Source organism: Azospirillum sp. FG154 (assembly GCF_057809575.1).
Window position 1 is genome coordinate 65,507 of record NZ_JBMDKF010000016.1, and the last position, 22,348, is coordinate 87,854.

A 22,348-nucleotide genomic window follows, 5' to 3' on the forward strand; every position below is an offset into this window, starting at 1 on the left:
AGGATCACTGAAGGGTGGCCGCGACCGGTCCCGACGCCCGATGATGGTGGATGGCGGCGTCCAGCGCCAGCTCGAACCCCGGAACGCCGTCGAGCGCCCCGTCGTCCGACACGGGAATGAGGTCGATCATCGGCCCGGCCTGCTTCGCCGCAAGGCGCTTCTGAAGGGCGGATTGCGCGCGCAGCCCGTTGGCGGTCGAGACGAGGTTGAAGGCGTTGTTCAGGATCAGCGACGATCCCAGCCCGAACACGCCAGCCAACGCCCCGACGATGCAAACCGAATTCGGCACGAGGGTCAACGCGAAGCTGCGCTTGACGTTGGCCTCCAGATTTTCGGAAATCTCGAACAGCAGGTCGAACTTGGCGAAATTGCCGTCCATGAACACCACGTCGGCGATGTCGGTGGCCGCGTCGGCGGCGCCGCGCAACGAGATCGAATAGTCGGCCTGCGCCAGCCCGACCGTGTCGTTGATGCCGTCGCCGATCATCGCGACCTTCAACCCGCGATCCTGCAACTGCTTGACGTATTTCGCCTTGTCCTGCGGCAGCACCTCGGCGAAATACTTGTCGATGCCCAGGCGCCGGGCAAGGTTGCGGGTCGGCGCCTCGTGGTCGCCGGAGATCAGGTAGATTTCGCTGATGCCGCGCTTTTCCCGCAGAGTCTGGATGATCTCGTGGGCCTCGGGGCGCGGGCTGGCCTGCAACTCGATCAGCCCGACCAGACGGCGGTCCGCCGCGACGAAGATGGTCGAGCCGCCCTCGTCGTGGATGCCGTCCGCCAGTCCGGCCACCTCCGCCGAAATGCCGATGCTCTCGTTCTGCATGAAGCGCAGGCTGCCGATGGTGAAGGCTTTGCCGCCGATGCGGACCTGGATGCCGAACCCCATGCGGTAATCGGCCTCTTCGATCGCCGGCAGATCCAGGTTCCGCGCTGCGGCGGCGTTCAGGATGGCGCGGGCGATGGGGTGCTTGAAGCGCCGCTCCGCCGCCGCGACATGGGCCAAAACCTCGTTTTCGGTGAAAGCGCCGTCGAAGGACACAACCCGCTCGACAGTCGGAACCTCCTCCGTCAGGGTGCCGGTCTTGTCGAAGACCACCGCGTCCAGCTTGCAGATCTTCTCCAGAACACGGCCTTTCTTGATTAAGATGCCGTTCTTTGCGGCGACCGACAGCGACGACAGCATGGCCAGCGGACCGGCGATGCGGATGCCGGTGCCGAAGTCGGCGTTGATGACCGCCATCATGGCGCCGGGACCGGCGACCGCGTAGCCCAGACCGCCGAGGCTGAGCGTCGGCACCACCATCACGTCGGCGAAGGTCTCGGTCAGGGATTGCAGATCGACCTTGTGGTCGAACGACTGCTCGATGATCTTCACCATGCGCGCGGCGTTGGTGTTCTCGCCGGTCTCGCTGACCGTCACCTGGATTTTGCCGGTCAGCACGACCGACATGGCGAACACCCGGTCGGACGGCCCCCGTTCGGCCGGCGCGTGCTCTCCGGTCAGGGCCGACTGGTCGATCAGCGCCTCGCCGTCGAGAATGACGCCGTCCACCGGCAATTGCTCGCCGGAGCGGACGACGATGACGTCGCCCTTCTGCAACTCGGACACCAGGCATTCCATCTCGGCGCCGTCGATCATTCGCCAGGTCTTGCGCACCTGCCGCCCGAACATTTCCGCCAGGGTCCGGCGCTGCGCCTTGGAGGACGCGTCCAGCAGCACGTTGCTGACGTCGACCACCCACACCATGATGGCGGCTGGGATGACATGGCGGTAGGCGAGCGCCAGGATGATGACGGTCGCGTCCAGGATGTCGACCTTGATGCGGCGTTCGACGGCGATCGCCTTGGCCGCGCTGACAACGATGTGGGACGAGGTGACCGCCGTCGTCAGCACCGCCGCCAGCCGCAGGCCCGGCACGAAGAACGAGGCTCCCGCCAGCAGCATCGACGCGGTGGACAGCGTCAGTTGCAGCGGCGTCCGGTCGATGTGGAACTCCGCCTTGGGCATGCCCTCGATGGCGAAATGGCGGATGACCGCCGACACCGCGCCGGTCAGGCTTTCGACGATGCCGTCGCGCCCGACCAGCTTGGGGTCATACTGCACAAGAACGGTGCCGACCCCGGCGTTCACCGCGAAGGAGATCACCCCATCGAGATTGGTGAGGCGCGATTCGACCGCCTGCACGACCGAGGGGTAGCTGCGCATGTAAGGGTGCAGCAACCGCAGGCGGCCGGGAAGGTCGCTTTTCACCGTCCATTGGTCGGCGCCGGGAGCCGGGGACTCGGCGATGGCGGCGGTCGGGTGGACGGGCGCCCCCGGCGGCGGCGCCAGCGCGGCGGCGGTCGGGGCGGCGGCCGGTTTCGCGGGTTTGGCCGTCTTGGCGGGCTTGGACGGTCGGTATCCGGTCAGGAACTCGGCCTCCTCGCTCATGCCAAAATGAGCCAGCAGCCCGTACAGAAACTCCGATTCGCCGAACCGGCGGCTGTCGTACTCGACGGAGGCGGTCCCCGTCTCGTCGATGGTGATCCGCTCGGCCAACCGTTGGGCGATCAGGGCGCCGGTTTCCCGCTTGACGATCGGGGCGGCACGGGCCGACAGCGTCACCACCAGATGACCGGGCGTGAAGCTGGTCACCACGAAGTCGGTCAGGCCGATCCGGTCGGCCTTGGAATTCACCATGTCAGGGTCCTTCGTCCTTGTTGGTGGCGACGGCGAATCTGCGCTGGTAGACGTCGTTGAGCAGCAGGGCCGCCGGGCAGTTGTCGGTGGAGTTGGCGCCGGACCGGAACGAATCCGGCAATCCGATCTGCCAGCTCAGAAAGATCAGCAGGAAAGCGGACTCCAGTTCGGGCGGCACCGCCAGCGCCGCCATGACCGGCCCGGCGAACAGCACCAGTTCGCCGGGAATGCCGGGAACGCCGAAGCCGAGCACGTAGATCACCGGAAGGCAGACCAGCAGGTTCAGCACGTTGACTGGAACGCCGATGGTCATGCACACCGCCGGGACCAGCACGAAGCAGCAGATCAGCGACCCGTTCATGTTCAGCACCGATCCGGCGCCGATGGTGAAGTTGCGGATCGATTCCTGGACATGGGGGTAATGGCGGGCGATCAGATGCAGGTTGGTCGGCATGGCGACCGCTTCCGATCCGGTGGCCCACAACAGCGGGTACACCTTCACAAAGTAGTTGTTGAAGTAATCCTTCACCGAGAAGCCGACGATCCGTCGCTTGACGTGATACAGCAGCGCCGCGTGCCAGACCGAACACAGCAGGCCGGTCAGCAGCGCGACGGCCAGATAGACCAGGAAGATGCCGTGCGGGGTGGTCGGGCGCAGCTCGACGCCCAGGATGCGGACCAGACCGAACCGCTCGATGCCATGATCGCGGAAAGCGAGGTCGAGGACGTCCGGCATGGTTATCAGATACACACCGACCAGGAAGGCGAACAGCGGCGCCACATGGGTCAGCCACAGGCCCAAATCCTCGATCGCGTTCGGCAGCGCGGCGAGCAGCCGGATCAACCGGCCATGCCGGTTGCGCAGCAGGACGGCGGTGGCCACCGACGCGTAGATCGCATGGAAATAGGGACTCTCGACCAGCAGATGGCCGAACATCGGCAGGGCGCCGGCGAACGGCGCCGTACCCTGACCACCCGTGCCGCCAAGCGGTGGAAGCAGGCCCACCAACGGAAGCTGATAGATCACCGACACGGCGGCGATGGCGAACAGGCAGGCGGCGATGCGGGCGGCGGCGAACCACAGGGTTGTGTAGAGGGAAAAGCGCGCGCCACCGCCGCCGTGCTGTTGCATCATCCGCAGGAGCGAGGGCGCCAGGATCGCGTAGAGCACGAGGGGTGCAACCAGATCATACAGGCCGATGATTCGACCGACCACGCCCGCCAAGACGTTCGCCAAGGGGAATGCGGCGCCGAACAGCACCCCGGCGGCCACACCGCCGGCGGCGTGCAGAATCTTGTGGGTCGCCGCGTATCGCAAAATGGTCAGCATGGCCGTGGTTCGGATGTCGCGGCGAAAAATCGGCAAAGCCCGGCTCTTGGCGCGGGCCGGTACGGCGCGCCCGGGGAGGGAGTCGCGGACTGTCGAAAGATGAAGGGGAAGATCTCACGTCCCGCGTGAGCGCCCGGCGGACGCCGCGACGCCACGGTGGAGGCCCCGCCCGGCGGACGGGGCCAACCCGGTCGCGTCAGGCCGGAACGTGGGGTGTCGGCGCCGCTGCGGCGGCGTTTTCAGCAGGCGGCGGCGCGTCGGCCTTGGCGATGTCGGCGCGGACTTCGGCCGCGACGTCGCTCAGGCTGTCCTTGGCGCCAGTGACCGCGTTCTGCACGGTCGCGCCGACGAGCAACGCGCCCCTGATGCCGGATTTCAGCAGAGAACGACCGATCTGGGTCACTGGCTCGGCGGCCTTGCTGACAATCGGCCCGGCAACGGCGCCATAGAAGAAGAAAGCGCCGCGGGAGGCCAGGATCTTGCCGGCGGCGGACAGAAGGGGAAGTGCCAAGACGGTGCTCCTTATCGATGGGTGGCTTCGGTCGGTCAAGCCGTCCCCCATGGGGGGTCGGCCTCAACCAGCCCGGCAGCGAAGCCAAGAGTTGCTGACGGGCAATAATCTGATATTCATGATAACATGGAAATGTCGCGCGTAAATCGCTTTTTGAGAGAAATTATAGAGAATACGGCCACAGCGATATGAATTGCAGTTTTGACAATCAAATGGTACTCGAAATGAATGTCGTTTTGACATTCATCGAATTCATTCGTATGTATTCATCATGCAAATGTATTCATGGCTATCACATGAGGACAAAAGGCGCCACCCCATGGCGCCATGGCCTTTACGCCCGTTTCAAGAGGTTCAAATGTCGATAAAGATCGGAATCAACGGATTCGGCCGGATCGGCCGCCTTGCGTTGCGCGCCTGCCAGGGCCGCGCGGGGCTGGAGGTCGTCCACATCAACGAGATCGCCGGCGGTGCGGCGACCGCCGCCCATCTGCTGGAATTCGACAGCGTCCATGGCCGCTGGAACGTTCCGGTCGCGACGGACGGCGAATCGGTGTTCGTTGACGGCGTGCGCATCGGGTTCAGCAACGCCCCCGTTCCCGGCGAGGTGGATTGGCGCAAGCTCGGCGTCGACATCGTGCTGGAATGCTCCGGCAAATTCCGCACGCCGCAGACGCTCAAGCCCTATCACGACCGTGGCGTGCGCAAGGTGATCGTCGCCGCCCCGGTCAAGGAAGGGGCGCTGAACATCGTGATGGGCGTCAACGACCATCTCTACCAACCGGACACGCACCATCTTCTGACCGCCGCTTCCTGCACGACCAACTGTCTGGCGCCGGTGGTCAAGGCGATCCACGAGGGTCTGGGCATCCGCCACGGCGTCATCACGACGATTCATGACGTGACCAACACGCAGACCGTGGTCGATGCGCCGCTGAAGGATCTGCGGCGGGCGCGATCCAGCCTGATGTCCCTGATCCCGACGACGACGGGATCGGCGACCGCCATCGGCCTGATCTATCCCGAACTGCTGGGCAAGCTGAATGGGGTCGCGGTGCGGGCGCCGCTGCTCAACGCCTCGCTGACCGATTGCGTGTTTGAAGTGGCGCGGTCGACGACCGTGGAGGAGGTCAACGCCCTGTTCAAGGCGGCGGCCGACGGCCCGCTGGCCGGCATCCTCGGGTACGAGGAGCGGCCGCTGGTGTCGGTGGATTACGTCAACGACCCTCGTTCCGGCATCGTCGACGGGTTGTCGACCATGGTGGTGGACGGCACGCAGGTGAAAGTGCTCGTATGGTATGACAACGAGTTCGGTTACGCCCACCGCATGATCGACCTGGCGGCCAAGGTTGCGGTCGGGATGGCGCGTGGCCATGCCCGCTGACGGCGCCCGTTCGCCAACGGGGCAGTTGATGACCGAGGGTCCCTCGGATAGGGTGGCGCCCATGAAAATCAAGGACGTCATCTCGGGGTTGAGCGCGCTGGCGCAAGAGCATCGCCTCGCCGCGTTCCGCGTGCTCGTCCAGCAGGGACCGGAGGGGTTGCCGGCTGGAATGCTGGCGGAACGCTTGGGCGTCCCGCCAGCGACCCTGTCCTTCCACCTGTCGCAGTTGAGCCATGCCGGGCTGGTGCTGTCGCGCCGCCGGGGCCGGTCGATCATCTACAGCGTCGATGTCGACCGGTTCCAGGCGCTGCTCGGCTTCCTGACCGAGAATTGCTGCCAGGGCCACCCGGAGATGTGCCAGGTTCAGCCCCTGGAACAGGCCGAGACGGTCCAGAACTGCGGTACGGGCGCTTCCACGACGCGAAAAAGCTGCGCCTGAGGCGCAGACTACCCAGTCAGCTTCGACAGCAGGAACAGCGCCGAACCGACGATGGCGGCGACGATGGCGCCGCTGATGCGGACATATTGCAGGTCGGCGCCCAGCGCCAGCTCCACCTTGTCACTGATGTCGCGGGCGTCCCAACTGCGCACGACGGCGACCAGGAAACGGCCAATGCCGTCCCTGGTCGGTTCGATGACGCCGTAGGGCATCTGCTGAATCAACCCGTTCAGCTTGGCCCGCAGGTCGGCGTCGTTCTCCAGTGTTTCGCCGATGGACTGGAGCGCCGCCGCCACCCAGCGCGTGGTGCGCGAGTCCGGCGATTCGAGATCCCTCAACGCCTCGTCGCGCAGCCGCGACCACAGATCCTGAATCCAACCCTCGATCTCCGGCTGTTCGACGATGCGGTTCTTGAGCCGCTCGAACTGGTCCTGCACGGCCGCAGAATTCTCCAACCCCCTGGCGAAACCGGCGCAGGCGGCGTCCAGTTCCCGGCTGGCCGGCGAGGCCGGATCCAGCAGGTCCCGCAGCATCTGCTTCAGGGACTCGACCACGGAATGGGAAATCCGACGGTCAACCGACTTGGGCATCCACCACGCGCTGCGCTGTTCGACCGTGACCTGAAACTGGCTTTCGTGGCGGTCGATGAAGACGATCCCGGCGGCGACGAGACGGTCCACCAAGGGCCGGTGCTGTCCGCTCGACAACAGCAGCGCAACCGCTTTGCCCAGCAGGGGGCTGATGGCGACGTCCCGCATCTGGCGTCCCAAGGCCGTGGAGACGAAATGGCGCAAATCGTCGTTCTCGACCGCCCGGATCAGGTCGGGACAGGCGGTGACGACGCTGGCCGCCAGCCGCCCGGCGTTCTCCGGCTGACGCAACCAATGGGCCGCCACCTCGACCGGCTCGGCCGCCCGCAGCTTCTCGGACACGATGGCCGGGTCCAGGAAATGACGCTCGACGAAATGGCGCAGGCCTTCGCCGATGCGGCGCTGATTCCGGGGGACGATGGCGGTGTGCGGGATCGGCAACCCCAGGGGGCGGCGGAACAGAGCGGTGACTGCGAACCAATCCGCGAGCGCGCCGATGATGGCGGCCTCCGATCCGGCCAGCGCGAGTTGGACCGCGAAGCCGGGGTCCGGCACCGTCTTCAGGGCGGCATAGAGCGCGCCGGCCAGCACCAGCAGCGACGTCGCCATGCTGCGGTTCCGCCGCAGCAACGCGCGTTGCGCGGCCTCCCTCTCGGAATTCGCCAGCATGACGACCTTATCGATGGGGCAAGACATCGGCGGGGACGGTCATCGCGGCGCTCATGCCCGGTATTCGGGTGACTTGAAGGTCAGCCCCTTGGTCGCCTCCGGCGCGTCGGCGATCTTGCGGATGTTCGCCCAGGTCTGTTTGTAGTTCGGGATCACCAGTTCGTTGACTCCCCCGGAGACGACGTTGCCCTGCACGCCGGTCGGAAAGCCGAACAGCATGAAGGTCTGGCCGCGCCGGGCGGTCGGCGTCGGGTAGGCCATGGCCTGAGTCGAGCCGTTGCCGTTGTAAATCTCGACGAGATCGCCCGCTTTGACGCCCAGCGCCGCCATGTCCTCGGGATTGATCTCGATGAACGGGTACGGCCAACGGTCAGTCACCAGCTCGTTCTGGCGGTCGAGATAGGCCGACTGCCAAACATGGTTGGTGCGCCCGTTGTTGATTAAGAAGGGAAAGGCGTCCCGCTCCGCCGTCTTGCCCGGCGCCTGAAGACCTCGCCAGGGCGCCGTCAGGAAGACCGCCTTGCCGTCGGGGGTGCCGAAGGTTCCATCGGTGAAGAGCCGCCGGGTGCCGACGATCCGGCCGTTCTCAAAGCCGACAGCCGGTTCCTGGAACCCGTTGGCGCCCATGGCCCGCAAGCGTTCGTAGGTCACGAACTCCCCGCCCTTGGCGTGGCGGTGGTAACCATCCATGAACGCGTCCTCCTCGGACGTCCAGTCATACCCCCGGAATTTCGACGCGGCGTCCGGCTTGCCGGCGGCGGTGAAGCTGCGCTCCAGATGCCGGGCGAGACGGGCGACGATCAGGCAATCCGGCAGCGCCTGACCGGGCGGGTCCATGTAGCGTTCGGTCAGGCGCATGCGGCGCTCGCCGTTCATCGAGGTCAGGTTCATCTCGCCCGCCGTGGCCGCCGGCAGCACCACATGGGCGCACTCGCCGATCTGGGTCGGCACGATGTCGACATCGACCGAGAACAGCCCGCCCTGCCGGATGGCGCCCATGATGGCTTCGATCTGCGCCTCGCGGTCGCCCGCCGGAACCCCGGCCATGGCGTCCTTCACGATGTTGGTGCGTCGGCGGTAGGCGTTGCGGAACGCGCTGGCGTTCAGCGTCGTCTTGAAATGGTCGCAGGCCCAGACGTGATGGATGCCGCCCTTGCCCTCGATGATGAGCTGGTCGACATAGGCGGCGGGCCGCCCGACATGGGCGTCGCTCGGCCGGACATAGCCTTCCTGGTGCCCGCCCATGCGGACCACGCCGCCGCCCGGACGGCCGACGTTGCCGGTGGCGAGCGCCAGATTCACCAGCGCCGCGTTGGTCCGGTAGTTGTCGTTGCCCCAGATCAACCCCTTCTCGTAGCTGAACATCGTCCGGCGCCGCTTGCCGCCGGCCTTGGGCTCGGCGATCCAGGCCGCCGCCTTGCGGATGTCGGCGGGCGACAGGCCAGTCACCCGCGCCGCCTCCTCCACCGACGTGCGGTTGGCTTCCAGCGCCTCCGCAAAGCCGCGCGTCGAGGCGTCGACGAAGGAGCGGTCGAGCCAACCCCTGGCGGCGATCTCGGTCAGCAGGGCGTTGAACAGGATGAGGTCGGTGCCCGAGTTGATCGCCAGATGCAGCAGGTTGTCCGCCCCGGCCTCGATCTCACAGGCGTTGACGGTGACGGTGCGCCGGGGATCGACGATGATGACGCGGGCGGCGGTGTGAGGCTCGCCTGGCAACTGGGCGCGCTTCTTGTCCAGCGACGCCCCGCGCAGGTTGGGAACCCAGTGGTTCAGGAAATAATTGGTCTGGCATTCCAACGGGTTCTGCCCGACGGCCATGATGGTGTCGGCGAGTTCGGCGTCCTCGTAGCAGTTGTTCAGCTCGCCAACGCCCATGTCGCGGGTCGCGTGGACTTCGGAGTTGTAGGCCGGCCGGTTGTGGATGCGGATGTTCCGCACCTTCATGCTCTCGAAATAGAGCTTGCCGGTCGCCCAGGTGTTCTCGTAGCCGCCGCCGGCTCCGCCATGATCGAAAGCGGACACCAGAAGCCCGTCCTCGCCCTGCTCCTCGATCACCCGCCGCGTCACCTCGGCCACCAGCGACAGGGCGTCGTCCCAGGAGGTCGGGAACATCCCGCCGTAGCGCCAGACCTTGGGATCGGTCAGACGCTGTTGCTGGGTGCCGGTGACTTGGCTGAACGACATCTCGGCCATCCGGGCGCCCCGAATCGATCCCAGCCCGGAATTGACCTCGCAGGCCTTGTCCGGAAGAATCACGAGCTGGACGTCGCGACCGTCCTGCTTCACGACATTGTGCATGGACGGCGCGAACCAGCCGGCCGTTTCGGGCTCCTGCTGGCGGGCGAGGTCGAGGCCGAACAGGTTGGCGTCGGGCGCCGGGCCGCCCTGCCGGTTCACCGGCCAACTGATCGCCTTGTAGCCGCAGCCGACGATGCAGTAGTGGCAGGTTACGTTCTGGACTCGGGCATCCCTGGGGGGGATCGGCAGCCGGGCGATGTTGCGCTTGTAGGTCATGGTTCGCGGAGCTCGTTCAGGATGTGAGCACGTTGGACAACCGGCCGTAGATCAGCTCGTCCACCCCTTCGGCAACGATGGCGCCATCGGCCTCGATCCGCAGGATGAAGCGCGGCAGGTTCTGGGTGGCGTGACCGAAGACCTGCTGGCCGCCGTTCTCGCAATCGAAGCGCGAATAATGGCCCCGACAGTTCAAGGTGCGGTCGGCAGACGACCAGCTCAGGGAATAGCCTTTGTGCGGGCAGAGGATCGAAAACCCGACGATGTCGCCATCCCGCCCCGCACCACCGGGAACCCGCCGACCGAGTTTCAGCAGCACGCCGGGCGACTCCTCGTCGGGGTAATGGACGAACAGCGGCTCGTCGACCCGCAGATCCGTTTCAGCGGCGAGCCGGTTGGCGGGATAATCGACCAGGGCCAGCGGAGGCCCGGCTTCCGCTGCCGGGACGGCCAGCCCGGTCAGAGCCACGCCGCCCGCCGCCGTGGCAAGCGCGCCGCCGCGCAGGAATTGTCGGCGGCCGACATCGACAAGCCGCGTGCATTTCGTCATCGAGCGTGCTCCTCCCGGTCGTTCGGATGGATGGGGAATGCGCTTGGGTTTGCCCCGTCAGCGCTTACCAAAGCGCCTGGACCGCCGCCGGGCATGCGCGCCGGATGCGCGGCAGCCTCTGGAGCAAGGCGGGACAACCCGCTTTTTGAAGTTGTGTTGCGCGTAGATGGAATAAACAATAGTTATATAAATATCATTGTCTACAACTTTTAATGACATCCATTCGTATGACAATGCTCTTGCCTCCGAAAAAACTTTGCGGAAAACAATTATAAACTGTTCCCTGTAGCCGATCCGGCGTTGACGACCGCTGATCTCTCCGATATTTCCATGTTTGCAGGATAATAGAAATTTGGTGTCCGTTGGCTGGTTGCCGCAGTCCATGGTCATCGCACAGGCCCAAGCAAGGAAGGATGCTCCAACCATGACGGCACATCTGGACACCGCCGACGCCACGCACGCTCCCCCCACGCTCGGCACGTTTGAACGCTACCTCACCGTCTGGGTCGGCTTGTGCATCGCCGTGGGAATCCTGCTCGGCCATCTGGCGCCGGGAGCCTTCGCCGCCATCGCCCGGATCGAGCTGGCGAAGGTCAACATTCCGGTCGCCCTGCTGATCTGGCTGATGATCGTGCCGATGCTGCTGAAGATCGACTTCGCGGCGCTGGGACAAGTGCGTCGGCATTGGCGCGGCGTCGGCGTCACCCTGTTCATCAATTGGGCGGTCAAGCCCTTCTCGATGGCGCTGCTGGCTTGGTTGTTCATCGCGACGCTGTTCGCGCCGCTGCTGCCGGTTGCGGAAATCCCGTCCTACACCGCAGGCCTGATCCTGCTGGCGGCGGCCCCCTGCACGGCGATGGTCTTCGTCTGGTCCAACCTGTGCGGCGGCGAGCCGCATTACACGCTCAGTCAGGTTGCGCTCAACGACCTCATCATGGTCGTCGCCTTCGCCCCGCTGGTCGGGCTGCTGCTGGGCATATCGGCGATCACGGTGCCGTGGGACACCTTGCTGCTGTCGGTCGTCCTCTACATCGTCATTCCGGTGGCCGGCGCCCAGATCTGGCGACGTCGGCTGCTGACGTCGGGAGGAGAGGCGGCGCTCGGCAAGACGCTCGGCATTCTCCAGCCCGCCTCTCTGCTGGCGCTGCTGACGACTCTGGTCCTGCTGTTCGGCTTCCAGGGCGAGCAGATCCTGGCCCAGCCGGTCATCATCCTGCTGCTGGCGACGCCGATTTTGATCCAGGTCTATTTCAACGCCGGTCTGGCCTATTGGCTGAGCCGCCGGTTCGGCGTCGCCTGGTGCGTGGCCGCCCCGGCGGCGCTGATCGGCGCCTCGAACTTCTTCGAATTGGCCGTGGCGGCCGCCATCAGCCTGTTCGGATTGAATTCCGGCGCCGCCCTGGCCACCGTCGTGGGTGTGCTGATCGAGGTGCCGGTGATGCTGTCGGTGGTGCGCATCGTCAAGGCGACGCGCGGCTGGTACGAGGAGAAGACGCCATGCTGACCATCTGGGGCCGACCGAACTCATCCAACGTGGCGAAGGTGATGTGGGCGATCGCGGAGTTGGGCCTGCCATGCCAGCGCATTGATGTCGGCGGCCCCTTCGGTCGCACGCGTGAACCGGCCTACCTCGCGCTGAATCCCAACGCCACCATTCCCACCTTGGAAGAAGACGGTTTCGTCCTGTGGGAATCCAACGCCATCGTGCGTTACCTCGCCTCTCACCGTGGCATAGGCACGCTGTGCCCGGTGGATCCGCAGGCGCGGGCGATCGCCGACCAGTGGATGGATTGGGCGTCCACGACGGTCGGCCCGGCCATGGACCGTCTGAGGTCGGCCTACCGTAAGCCGAACGCGGAGGTGGACCGGGTGGAAGTCGGCGCCGCCTTGGCGGCGGCGGGACGAGTCTGGGCCATCGCCGACACGGCCATCGAACGGTCGGGCGGCTATCTGGCCGGCGACCGGCTGAGCATGGCGGACATCGCCCTGGGCGCGCTGCTCCATCGCTGGCATCTGGCGCCGCTGGACCGACCGGCGCTGCCCCATGTCGATGCGCTGTACCAACGCCTGTGCAGCCGCGACGGCTTCGTGCGCCATGTGACGCACGTCGTTTCCTGACGCGATCGCCAGCGACCCCGCATAGCACGTCAACCCGATGGTTTCGTCGGTAAAGAATCCCCGGGCTCCGTAACCTTCCTCCGTTCGCTTCCGTCCAATGGGCATAAGGCGTGGATCGACCGCCCCGCGAAATGGAAGGAAGCGACGATGTCCCTGACGATGCTGGACAAGGAACTGGTGGCGGTCCCGGTGGCAGGTCAGGCCCAGCGTCGGACACGCAAGGGGCGGACGGTAATCCAAAGCCTCTGGTCCCGTGTTCTCCCAGCCCTCCAGCTTCCGGTCGTTTTCCGTTGCGCTGTCGGGCGCCAACTCCGGCGCACCAAGGATGGCGGGATCAGCATCCGCTCGACCGTAGCTGTCTTTGGTTGATAATAGCGGCGTTGTTCAGCGAACACCTATCGCGCTCTCCTCCTCAACACATGGGCGGCCTTGCGGTCGTGGAAAGCATCGAAGCTGCCGCGCAGGGTCTTGCCGTCGATGGCCACCGGCGCGTTCGCGCCCTCAACGGGAGCGTTGACAAGACCGGCGGCATGGGCGCGGAACGCCCGCTCCATCGCCGCGCCGTCCGATTCAGACAAAAGCCGTCCAGGGCCCCTTTCTCAACAGCCTATCGGCCACCGGCAGCACCCGAAAATCCGCGTTGAACAGCCCTGATGCAAGTCCTAAGGCAGGTCACATCAGCCCTCTGCACGCGAAAAATTAATTGGCAAGATCATTCAGAAGATAGCCCCGCATCAAACCTGTCTGCGCATCCTTGGAAAAGAAGAGAGTCTTGCTGTTCATTTTGGTTTCATCGGAAAGAGCACGCGCGATTTCCAAACCGGCAATCAACTGTTCGCGGGTGAAGATGTTTTTCCTGATGCGCTGGGCGTTTCCTGCGACCACATCACGAACCGTGGGGTTTTTAATTGCTTTCAGGTTGACGGCATAGGCGGCGTCATCATTCTGCACGGTGACGAGGCGGCGATAAAGGGTGTCGAAATCATTGGCCCAGATCTGTTGGTGGAAAGGGTTGCGGCCACCGGCCTCGATCACCGATCCTTCGGGATGCAAAAGCGTGGCTGTTGCAAAGACAGTCCCCCCGGCGAGATAAACGCGGCTGAGATTTCGGATTGCCGGTCGTCGGCTTACGATATCACGAATGGCGGGGACTAGAATTTCCCTCTTGAGTCGGGCGGCGGCGGTGACGAAATCCTCGCTTCCCCGCAGGTTGTCCACCTGTTTTGCAAAGGTCTTTGCCCCATAGGGAAGCTCGACCGTCACCAACGTCGACTCGTCCGCATCATGGTAGGCGATCTTGGTGTTGCCGCTGCCGATGTCGATCACCAGCACTTGGTTGGTGCGATTTTTATAGAGAACGGTTTCCTGAAAAACGAATTCAGCTTCGCTTTGCTGGCTCAGCAGGTTGACGCCCTTGCCGGTTCGTTTGCTGACCGCTGCGACTATCGCCGACCCGTGGGCTTGATTGTTGATGCCGCTGCTTGCGTAAATATGGATGTTCTTTTCAGGAACGCGCCCCTGCGCCTTGAGAGCGGCGGCCATGGCGTCGACGGCGTTGACGACATCCATGATTGCTTGTTCGGAAACGCCTGTGACATCCCGCGTGGGCAGAATTTGGCTGTCGATTAACAGGGAGCCATTCTGGGGGCGTTGTGCGACCGTCCATGCGGCGGCCTTGACACCCGAGGCGCCGATTTCGATGACGCCGTGACGGCTGGAAATCTCTTGAGCTAGGCTGCCGTTCCCAGCAGCCATGGCAAGGAATAGGCACGCTATTGCGCCAAATAATTTGATGGCGTCAGCGAGAGTCTTTATTTTCGATGCAATCATTTCTTTCCGCAACCTCTTGGATCGTTCGCCGTAAGCGGTGATGATAATTTTTCAATGTATTCTCTTGCTGAGCTGTCTGATTCTTTATTTTTTTCTGCCGTTTTTTTAAGTTTTTCTCTGTAAAAACTTCCTTTTACTCCGGCTTGATAATAGCAACTATTGGCCATAATGTAGCTTATTTTGAAGTTATTTTCTTTTTCATCAGAAGGAAAGTTATATTCGTCATGAAATTGCGGATCATAAATCTTGCCCATTATGATTTTTGCGCACTCTGATTCGCCTGGATCATTTTCTTTCATTACGTTTATAAGATCAATTCTTCCGTTGTGCCATGTCTCTCTGTTTCTTGATTTCAGAATATTTTCAATATCAATTAATTTTTGACTCACGTTTTTACATGCATCCGATGTTTCTGGATCAACAACGTTGTTCGGCGGATTGTCTGCTTTATCAGTTTTGCTGCTTAATTTGTGCAAGACGGCTGCATTCAAAACGATAAAAGAAAAAAATAGCACGGAAAACAAAATTTCCTGAGTGTTCATGGTGTTTATTCGCATTTTATTTTTATTTTCCAAACCGAACCTGATAAAAATTATTATAATCAAGATGGCTTGTAAAGTGCAAATGAACGAAATTCTATATCCACAAATTGAATACGATCGCGTTCATTTTATTTGAATTCATAAGTATGCAATTTATTCGATTGGAAATTTATCATTGATTATTAGTTCAATAAGTGGTTCTATGCACTTAGAGAGTTTTTAGTACAAGTGTATGAAAAATTCTTGCGTGATGAATGGGGCAATCTTGTGCCTTGGTCCATGTTTTGTTTTATGCTTGCTTTTGACGATCTATCAGCATCATTCAGATTTTCCATGAAATACATTATAATTGGTGATGCCCAATGAATTACTGCCCTCACACCCACGCTCCCGTTCCCCACGCCCTGTCTACAGAACGTTTCAACGGGGTAACGGTTTGTTCCAGTTGTGGTGGGGCGGTTCGGGAATGTCCGGTGTGCCAGGTTTGGAACCGTGACGCCGCCAACCATTGCGTCATGTGCGGCGCGGTGATGGAGGATGCTCCTCAGGCCAGCCGCCCCCTGCCGCCGCCGGGGAAAATTCGGGAAACCTTGACAGGCGTCAAGCCTTTGAGTCTGGGCCGTCAATTGGGCGGCGACAAAGGGGAGACGGCCTTCATCTGGCGCCTTTCTCCTTTAGGGCCTTTAGTGTTCTTCAGCGCTGGAACGACGGCGCCCGTCAAAGTGTCGCTGATGGCCGCCACCGACCCGGCGGAGGGGCGGCGGCTGACGGATCAGTGGCCATCGGCGGAAACATGGCTAACCGAGCCGGTGATATCCAAGCATGGGATGTTGGTGGCCACGGCTGATGGGATCTATTCGCTGGCTTTCCACGGATATGAGAAGATCGGCGCGGTTACGCTGTGGCGGCCTCCCAGCGGCAGAGTGCTTGGGGTGTGCCAGACTGGCAGAGGAAACGCCTTGGCGATTGTCGTGGAAAGCGATGGGGCCATCGCGGCGTTCTGCGGCGGCTGTCAGACCGACAACTGGTGCCCGGCGTGGAGCGTGAACGCGCCGCTCAACCAGCATGGCGCCATGTCCATCGGCGCGGCCCGAATGCAGACGCCGGACGGTTCAAGCGAAGAACGGGTGTGGCTGCTTGCCGGGACGCGGATTCTGGTTCTGTCGTCCGACGATGGAACGCTTCAGTTCACGCTGGATGCGAGTGGGGCGGCGTCCGCTCCGGCGCCGCTGTTCCAACGTTACAAGGCGGGCTTTTTCGATCCGACGCTGACGTTGGAAAAGTCCGGCGCGCCGCATCTGGCCCTGCCGGTCATAGGAAAGTCGGGAACCGGGCTTGCCCTGGGGTCGATCGCGCTTCATCCCGGCGCCATCATCCGCCGGATTGAAGAGTTGTCCACGACCGACTGGATTGCGGCCCTGCCCAACCATGAAGGGATCGTCGTGGGCGGCACCAAGGGGTTGCGGAGTTTCCGCGAAGCCCAATCGCTGTGGTCGTTCGCCATCCCCGATCATGATTTTCCACACCCACCTTGCGACATACAGAACTGGATCGTGGTTCAGGCCGAACGCCATCTTGGGGCGTCCGGGGCGTCCCAATCTCTGATCGCAGTTCTCGATCCCCCGAGCGGTGGAGGGGGCAGCGCGCGCGTCATCATCCGGGAGGCGACCGCCGGGGCCCCCATGCCCGGATTGCCGCCGCTTTACGTCGATGGGCGCCTTCTGATCGCCATCGATGGCGGTCGGGGGGATGTCAAGATCATCTCAATCCTTATCTGACGAGCCTGCTCCCATGCTTTTACCGATTGCTCGTGCGCTGTGCGTGTCCGCTCTTCTGGCCTTTGCCTTGTCATCCCAGGCTAAAGCCTTTGACATCATGCTCGACGCGTCGGAGTCGATGAAGGGGTTCGTTGGGAAGAGAATCGATGAACAGAACGCATCGTTCAAGCGCTTGTTTGATTATTTGCAGGATGAAAGCCTTAAGGGAGGGGGAAAAATCACGCTTTTCGGCGATAAGCCCGTTCGTTTTTCAGGGAAAATAAGCGCTGAAACGTTCAATCACAGAAAAACAAATCTGGCCGAGGCGGTTTCCGAATGGTCAAGCAAAGGGAATCGATCAGAACCGTTGCTTATCATCACCGACAATGTTGCCGATGGCACAAATGCTGAAAAAAACAATCAACAAGCATTTTACGATTCAATGGAGAGATTTGGCTTTATATCCATAGTCAATATAAGGTTGAATTTTGATGGAAAGGTCTTTTCTCCGGAAATTCCCGGCAAAGAAACCCTTGTGAATAATTATGAAGGCAAGAGGGCGCTTGCCTTTTATATTTTAGGAGAAAAGTCTGTTTATGGGGAAAACAAAATAGAGGGAAAATCTTTGCAGGTGCAAAACAATATTATCGATCTTGCAAAGAAAAATTCGATTGATTATGGGCATGTTTCTTTGTTGCCGTTCAACATTGACACCCAAGGCGATGCGAATTCGGAAACGAAAATTATCCCAAGTTCAAATCCTAGCGGTGGCCCAACCGTCAGCGTTAAAAATGGAAAGATATATGTCCACAATTTTCGTCTTGGTTCGGATGAAATCGGCGAAGAAGCTTTCCGCTTTGATTCTAAAATCAAGACTGTTGGAAATTTTATTCTAGAAGGTGTTGATGTTGTTGGTAAAATTGAATTTGATAAGGAAACTATACCGCCTGAATTGAAAGACATCAACACAGAACTCAAGATTTATCCAAGTAAAATAGATATCAATCCAACAAAAAATAACGGGATCATTGATCTTAAGATACCGGTTCAGATAGCGCAAGTGGGGTTTTTTGATTTGCGCCTTATGGATCAAATACGTCTGGCTTCTTCTGACGGCATCATGGCGCGTGGAGATATAAAAATAAAATATAGAATCGCGAGCAAAAGCCAGGTGACGGTTGTCCCTGCAAATCTCAATCAATGGGATTTTTCGGGTGATCCGATGGACTTGGGGCGTTGGGGGAAAAATTCTCCGAAGGATCCAAATGTCCATAAAAAAATCTATCAATTGTCATATTTTGTAAATAAAATGCTGCCGGAATCTCAGATTCACAATCTTGAAAAAGATCTCATTTCATTTCCTATTGAAGTTGAGCTGAAATTTCCAATGAGAATTGTTCTCATTATTATTTTAATTCTCATGCTTGTTGTTGGGATTTTATTCATTATTTACAGGCGCATGAACAAAGGAGCGCTTCTTGTTGTCGAAGATGAACTGGGGCAGGAGCAGGCGTCGCTGCCGCCCGGCCTGTTCTCGTCGACGCTCTTTTCGAGCGAGGATGGGCAATATTCGGGACAGGTGACGATGATCGGTCCCGCTCTGTGGGTGTCGAGTTCCACCAATCGGCTGCTGTCGTCCAAGATCATACTCGGAGAGGGAAAAATCGTTTTGGAAAGCATGATCGATGACGATGCCATCAGATATACGTTCCGCATCCGGAAGTCCGAGAGCGCGGCAGGTGAAGAAGCCGTTGACCGTTATTCATCCCATGATGAATGGGGAGGAGCTGACTCATGAGTCTTCATAGACTTTTTAATTTTTTCTTTGGTCTGCCAACGGCTGAACAGTTGATTGGCATGCTGATTCTTATCATTGTCCTGGCGGCGCTGTCGGCTGCGCTTTATCGGGTGCTGCTCAAGAAATGCATCCAGGACGGGATCCACCCGACGACCGTGTCCTTGACGGTCACGACGCTCGCCATCGCGATCTTCGTCCTCGTGGCGCGCCTTTTCACTCTTCTTCCTGTGGGCGGGGGGTGGATTTCCGTCGCCGGTTCTCTGCTGGCTGTGCTGGTCGGCGCTCAGTTCCTGGTCAAGAAGATCGTTCCTTGGGTTGGCGGCATCATCATGCTGATCGTCCTGATGCTGTTCGTCATCGAGTATTCAGGGATTGTTCTTCGATAACGTGAACGGCTTTGACGCTAAAATTTGTGGAAGGATCGAGAATGAGCGCCGCTGCGAATGACAAGACGCTCCGCCCGACATTGCTGATCGGGCTTGGGGGAACCGGCAAGCAGGTGCTGCTGAACCTGCGCCGCATGTTCTACGACCAGTTCGGCGAACCGACCCTTCCGCACATCGCCCATCTTTGGATCGACACCGACGCATCCAACCGGACGATTGACGGCAGCGAGATGGATTTCCTCCTTAAGGAGGTCGATTTCGAGGCGGCGGAAAAGCAGAGCACCCAACTGCAGGCCGCAGACATTGAAAGCATCTACGAACACCCCGACGCTTACCCTCACATCTTCTCGTGGTTCGACGAATCGCTGAAAAAACACGGGCTCATCACCGACGGCGCCGGACAGATCCGCAGCTTCGGTCGGCTGTCCTTCTTCCGTCACTACGAGGCCATCAAGAAGAAGATTCTCGAACGTCTGGAATCGGTGCGCAAGGCGTCCGACCACAACACCTTGATGCAGAAACACAACATCCACCTCGACCCCAGCGGCGCCATCGACGTGTGGCTGGTGTTCTCCATCGCCGGCGGCACCGGCAGCGGCATGTTCCTGGACATGGCGTTCGCGTTGAGGCACCTGAACAAGGGGCTGCGCGTCAACGCCATCATGGTGCTGCCCAGCGTGTTCAGCAACGACACCAGCGCGCCCATCTTCGGCAACGCCTATGCCGCCCTGATGGAACTGGAGCATTACACCTACGCCAAGGGCGGCGACGGCAAAGGCAAGTTCCCGGCGCACTGGACCCGCGATATGTTCGACAAGAACGTGACCCTGCAAGGTCCGGTCTTCGACGCCACTTATCTGATCGGCAACGAACCGCGCAGCGCCCGTGGCGCGCTCACCCTCGACAACAAGAACGCCCTGTGCGAGATGCTGGCTGAGATCCTGTTCGTCGAATATTCCGGCGCGGTCAGCGGCCTGTCGTCCTCGTGGAAGCAGGTGCGTTCGAATCTGACCAAAGCGGTGACGTCAATCGTCCGCCACACGCAGACCGCAGGCGATCTGACCATCACCGACGAGTTTAGCTGCCGCTATTCCAGCGTCGGCTTGGCCAAGCTGCACGTGCCGATCAACCGGATCGCCAATGTGATCCGCCACAAGCTGGCCGCCGACCTGCTGACCTATTGGTCGAAGGACCGTGATCTGCCGACCAGCCTCGGCGACCAGATCGAGAAGGAATTCTATCCGGCCCTGCGTCTGGCGACCCGGACGGGGACGGGGAGGGGAGGCGCGGCCGCGCCTTTCATCACCGACCTGTCGGGCGGGGGCGGCCCGCAGCCCCAACTGGTGGATATGATCCGGGATTTGGTGCGGCGGCAGCGGCAGGGTTTTTTGAACCGTTCCAGCAACCCGCGCATCGACGCGGAGGTTCTGGATTGGCTGCAAAACGAGGTGATGGCCGGGCAACTCGAATGCACCCACGCGCTGCGCGACAAATGGGGGGTGGTCTCGCGCCAATTGTTCTCCCAGCATACGGAAGCCCTGGAGCAACGGGTCAAGGCGGCCATTGACGACATGCTGGTGTCGATCCTGGCCACCCCCGACCGTGGCTTCGCCTTTGCTCGTGAAGCCTTGCGGCGGGTCGCCGACCGCCTGCGCGACCAGCAGGCCGATTTCGCCAAACGGGCCGGCGCCCTGCGCGCCAAGGGGCAGAACCGTTACCGCGACGTCCAGGTGCGTCTGGGGTGGCTTGGCGAATGCCGGGGGGCCTTCACCCGGCGCGCCATCATTGATGTCGTGCTTGATCTGATCGAGGAGCGCGCCGCAGACGAGGCCCGCGCCCAGATCTGCGAGGCGGCGAGCGAGGTGTCCCAACATCTCCTTGACCACATCGGTTCGGGCAGCAAGAGCAAGGATGCCGAAGGCCGGGAGATCGTCGTCGAAACCGGGCTGGTCAAACAGTTGAGCGAGTTGCAACGGGTGCTGGCCCGTGAGGTGGCGTCCCAACTCGACGACCGGCTGACCGCCCTGAGGCGCTTTCCCACTTCGCCGCTCAACGTTTCGCTGGCTGATGAATCGGATCTGGTCACTTTCTATGTCACCGAACGGGGGCGGCCCATCGACCAGGGGATGCTGGGCGAGTACTCTCACCGTTTCTTTGAAGAAGGCGCCGGCAAGGAGGCCTCATCCCTGTGGAGCATGCGGGCCAAGCTGCGCGACAAAGGCACCCGGCAGTTCCTGGACAATCTCTTGGTGTTCGCCAAGCGGCAGACCCCGCATCTGAACCAGCAGACCGCCGATGTGATCGAACGGCTGTTTCGGCGTTACCAGGATGACGAAGCGGCCTATCGGGCGGCGATCAGCTCGATCGTCGGCTTCGGCCACCCATGGTTGTCCAACGCCAATCATTTCATCAATCCCGGCATATCGCAGCAGTTTCTGGAACAGCGCATGTGGTGCGCCTGGCAGCCGCAGCCGGGGTCGGACGCGCACGAGAAATTCCAAGAAGGGGTGAAGGCGGGTCTGGACATGCCGCTCCAGTTTGCCGACTGCTCCCCCGACAAGGTCTATGTCACCAGCGAGATGGCGGGTTTCCCGCTGACCATCATCCCCGACCTCGACAAATACCGGGACAACGCCTACATCCCGGGGCTTCAGAACGGCGATGTGCTTCACACCGATTACCGTTACGAGAAGTTCCAGGATCTGCTCGTCCGCGACGCCAAAGAGCTGGAAGCCTACATCCGGGCCCTGGAGCTGGTCGCCGAAGGCATCCTGACCGGCGCGCTGAAGGGCGAGATCGCCCAGGAAAAGGGCCGCAAGCAAGGGGCGGTCCAGTTCTATTTTGAAGAACGCCGGGGGCTGAGGCCGGTGCGCCGCAGCCTGGGCGCCTTTGCCTTGGCGGTGCGTCTGCTGTCGCAGGAATCCCACGAGGATTGGCGGGCCACGATCGCCAACGAGATCCGCAGCCGCAAGAACAGCTTCACCGATGACGACATGGCCCGCTGGTATGCCCTGCTCAATTGGACCGAAGGAGAAAACGCCGCCGAATCGCCCGCTTTCATTCAGGTTCTGAAGGGGCTGGGCGACCGGTTGATCGAGCGCCACCCCCACATCGCCGAAGAGGCGGGGAACCATCTGGACCGGATTCTCGACTGGAGCGTCCCGAATCCGCCGGGTTCGTCCTACCGGTCGATGAAAGTGGAGGCGTGAGGCGATGGTGGCGATGCTCTGCCCGGAATGTTACGGCTGGC

17 protein-coding genes and 1 pseudogene are annotated in these 22,348 nt (G+C 61.3%); 9 read left to right on the forward strand and 9 right to left on the reverse strand.

All coding sequences use genetic code 11. The features are described 5' to 3' along the window. Window positions 1-4: 4 nt before the first annotated feature. The 3 genes from ACODS4_RS18180 to ACODS4_RS18190 form a co-directional block, all read right to left on the reverse strand. Complete coding sequence (locus ACODS4_RS18180; protein ID WP_488866151.1) at window positions 5-2,680, reverse strand: heavy metal translocating P-type ATPase; 2,676 nt, start codon at window positions 2,678-2,680, stop codon at window positions 5-7. A gap of 1 nt (window position 2,681) precedes the next feature. Next, a complete protein-coding gene (locus ACODS4_RS18185; protein ID WP_488866153.1) occupies window positions 2,682-4,010 on the reverse strand; it encodes a cation:dicarboxylate symporter family transporter in 1,329 nt (442 codons plus the stop codon). A 196-nt stretch (window positions 4,011-4,206) separates the two neighbouring features. Further along, the gene (locus ACODS4_RS18190; RefSeq protein WP_488866155.1) at window positions 4,207-4,521 is read right to left on the reverse strand and encodes a hypothetical protein; all 315 of its coding nucleotides are present in this window, start codon (window positions 4,519-4,521) and stop codon (window positions 4,207-4,209) included. Between the two features lie 358 nt (window positions 4,522-4,879). On the opposite strand from ACODS4_RS18190, the gene ACODS4_RS18195 reads away from it, so the two are divergent. Both ACODS4_RS18195 and ACODS4_RS18200 read left to right on the forward strand, forming a co-directional pair. Continuing rightward, a complete protein-coding gene (locus ACODS4_RS18195) occupies window positions 4,880-5,905 on the forward strand; it encodes an ArsJ-associated glyceraldehyde-3-phosphate dehydrogenase (protein WP_488866157.1) in 1,026 nt (341 codons plus the stop codon). 61 nt (window positions 5,906-5,966) lie between these two features. After that, window positions 5,967-6,344: an ArsR/SmtB family transcription factor gene (locus ACODS4_RS18200; RefSeq protein WP_488866159.1), complete on the forward strand. Its 378-nt coding sequence runs from the start codon at window positions 5,967-5,969 to the stop codon at window positions 6,342-6,344. A gap of 8 nt (window positions 6,345-6,352) precedes the next feature. On the opposite strand, the gene ACODS4_RS18205 is transcribed toward ACODS4_RS18200, so the two are convergent. The 3 genes from ACODS4_RS18205 to ACODS4_RS18215 are packed head-to-tail and all read right to left on the reverse strand — an operon-like array spanning window position 6,353 to window position 10,667. Continuing rightward, window positions 6,353-7,603 (reverse strand): DUF445 domain-containing protein, encoded by a 1,251-nt coding sequence (locus tag ACODS4_RS18205; RefSeq protein ID WP_488866161.1) that lies wholly within the window; start codon window positions 7,601-7,603, stop codon window positions 6,353-6,355. A 51-nt stretch (window positions 7,604-7,654) separates the two neighbouring features. Continuing rightward, window positions 7,655-10,117, reverse strand: a complete 2,463-nt coding sequence (locus ACODS4_RS18210) for an arsenate reductase (azurin) large subunit (RefSeq protein WP_488866163.1) — start codon at window positions 10,115-10,117, stop codon at window positions 7,655-7,657. A gap of 16 nt (window positions 10,118-10,133) precedes the next feature. Then, entirely contained in the window at window positions 10,134-10,667 is a 534-nt protein-coding gene (locus ACODS4_RS18215) for an arsenate reductase (azurin) small subunit (RefSeq protein WP_488866165.1), read from the reverse strand. Window positions 10,668-11,091: 424 nt separating this feature from the next. On the opposite strand from ACODS4_RS18215, the gene arsB reads away from it, so the two are divergent. The 3 genes and pseudogenes from arsB to ACODS4_RS18230 form a co-directional block, all read left to right on the forward strand. Then, window positions 11,092-12,171 (forward strand): ACR3 family arsenite efflux transporter, encoded by a 1,080-nt coding sequence (gene arsB / locus ACODS4_RS18220; RefSeq protein WP_488866167.1) that lies wholly within the window; start codon window positions 11,092-11,094, stop codon window positions 12,169-12,171. Continuing rightward, window positions 12,165-12,785 (forward strand): glutathione S-transferase family protein, encoded by a 621-nt coding sequence (locus ACODS4_RS18225; protein ID WP_488866169.1) that lies wholly within the window; start codon window positions 12,165-12,167, stop codon window positions 12,783-12,785. Before arsB ends, ACODS4_RS18225 begins: the two co-directional genes overlap by 7 nt. Window positions 12,786-12,974: 189 nt before the next feature. Next, window positions 12,975-13,154: pseudogene (locus ACODS4_RS18230) on the forward strand (IS1595 family transposase); the annotation flags it as partial. Between the two features lie 26 nt (window positions 13,155-13,180). Here the strand turns inward: ACODS4_RS18230 and ACODS4_RS18235 are convergent. The 3 genes from ACODS4_RS18235 to ACODS4_RS18245 form a co-directional block, all read right to left on the reverse strand. Continuing rightward, a complete protein-coding gene (locus ACODS4_RS18235) occupies window positions 13,181-13,363 on the reverse strand; it encodes a hypothetical protein (protein ID WP_488866171.1) in 183 nt (60 codons plus the stop codon). 121 nt (window positions 13,364-13,484) lie between these two features. Then, complete coding sequence (locus tag ACODS4_RS18240) at window positions 13,485-14,615, reverse strand: Ppx/GppA phosphatase family protein (RefSeq protein WP_488866173.1); 1,131 nt, start codon at window positions 14,613-14,615, stop codon at window positions 13,485-13,487. After that, entirely contained in the window at window positions 14,612-15,157 is a 546-nt protein-coding gene (locus ACODS4_RS18245; protein ID WP_488866175.1) for a hypothetical protein, read from the reverse strand. Before ACODS4_RS18245 ends, ACODS4_RS18240 begins: the two co-directional genes overlap by 4 nt. Window positions 15,158-16,116: 959 nt before the next feature. Here ACODS4_RS18245 and ACODS4_RS18250 point away from each other — a divergent pair. From ACODS4_RS18250 to ACODS4_RS18265, 4 genes are read left to right on the forward strand one after another with little or no spacing between them, the layout of a single operon-like run. After that, window positions 16,117-16,935, forward strand: coding sequence for a hypothetical protein (locus ACODS4_RS18250; protein WP_488866177.1), 819 nt, complete (start codon window positions 16,117-16,119; stop codon window positions 16,933-16,935). Between the two features lie 13 nt (window positions 16,936-16,948). Beyond that, complete coding sequence (locus ACODS4_RS18255; RefSeq protein WP_488866178.1) at window positions 16,949-18,712, forward strand: hypothetical protein; 1,764 nt, start codon at window positions 16,949-16,951, stop codon at window positions 18,710-18,712. Then, window positions 18,709-19,098, forward strand: a complete 390-nt coding sequence (locus ACODS4_RS18260; protein WP_488866180.1) for a hypothetical protein — start codon at window positions 18,709-18,711, stop codon at window positions 19,096-19,098. Before ACODS4_RS18255 ends, ACODS4_RS18260 begins: the two co-directional genes overlap by 4 nt. A 41-nt stretch (window positions 19,099-19,139) precedes the next feature. Next, window positions 19,140-22,307: a tubulin-like doman-containing protein gene (locus tag ACODS4_RS18265; protein WP_488866182.1), complete on the forward strand. Its 3,168-nt coding sequence runs from the start codon at window positions 19,140-19,142 to the stop codon at window positions 22,305-22,307. Window positions 22,308-22,348 lie beyond the last annotated feature (41 nt).

What these genes read in the sequence shown, in the direction of transcription:
- ACODS4_RS18180 (WP_488866151.1), bottom strand. Translation starts at nt 2,680, where the DNA reads ATGGTGAATTCCAAGGCCGACCGGATCGGCCTGACCGACTTCGTGGTG.
- ACODS4_RS18185 (WP_488866153.1), bottom strand. Translation starts at nt 4,010, where the DNA reads ATGCTGACCATTTTGCGATACGCGGCGACCCACAAGATTCTGCACGCC.
- ACODS4_RS18195 (WP_488866157.1), top strand. Translation starts at nt 4,880, where the DNA reads ATGTCGATAAAGATCGGAATCAACGGATTCGGCCGGATCGGCCGCCTT.
- ACODS4_RS18200 (WP_488866159.1), top strand. Translation starts at nt 5,967, where the DNA reads ATGAAAATCAAGGACGTCATCTCGGGGTTGAGCGCGCTGGCGCAAGAG.
- ACODS4_RS18205 (WP_488866161.1), bottom strand. Translation starts at nt 7,603, where the DNA reads ATGCTGGCGAATTCCGAGAGGGAGGCCGCGCAACGCGCGTTGCTGCGG.
- ACODS4_RS18210 (WP_488866163.1), bottom strand. Translation starts at nt 10,117, where the DNA reads ATGACCTACAAGCGCAACATCGCCCGGCTGCCGATCCCCCCCAGGGAT.
- ACODS4_RS18215 (WP_488866165.1), bottom strand. Translation starts at nt 10,667, where the DNA reads ATGACGAAATGCACGCGGCTTGTCGATGTCGGCCGCCGACAATTCCTG.
- arsB (WP_488866167.1), top strand. Translation starts at nt 11,092, where the DNA reads ATGACGGCACATCTGGACACCGCCGACGCCACGCACGCTCCCCCCACG.
- ACODS4_RS18225 (WP_488866169.1), top strand. Translation starts at nt 12,165, where the DNA reads ATGCTGACCATCTGGGGCCGACCGAACTCATCCAACGTGGCGAAGGTG.
- ACODS4_RS18240 (WP_488866173.1), bottom strand. Translation starts at nt 14,615, where the DNA reads ATGATTGCATCGAAAATAAAGACTCTCGCTGACGCCATCAAATTATTT.
- ACODS4_RS18245 (WP_488866175.1), bottom strand. Translation starts at nt 15,157, where the DNA reads ATGAACACTCAGGAAATTTTGTTTTCCGTGCTATTTTTTTCTTTTATC.
- ACODS4_RS18255 (WP_488866178.1), top strand. Translation starts at nt 16,949, where the DNA reads ATGCTTTTACCGATTGCTCGTGCGCTGTGCGTGTCCGCTCTTCTGGCC.
- ACODS4_RS18260 (WP_488866180.1), top strand. Translation starts at nt 18,709, where the DNA reads ATGAGTCTTCATAGACTTTTTAATTTTTTCTTTGGTCTGCCAACGGCT.
- ACODS4_RS18265 (WP_488866182.1), top strand. Translation starts at nt 19,140, where the DNA reads ATGAGCGCCGCTGCGAATGACAAGACGCTCCGCCCGACATTGCTGATC.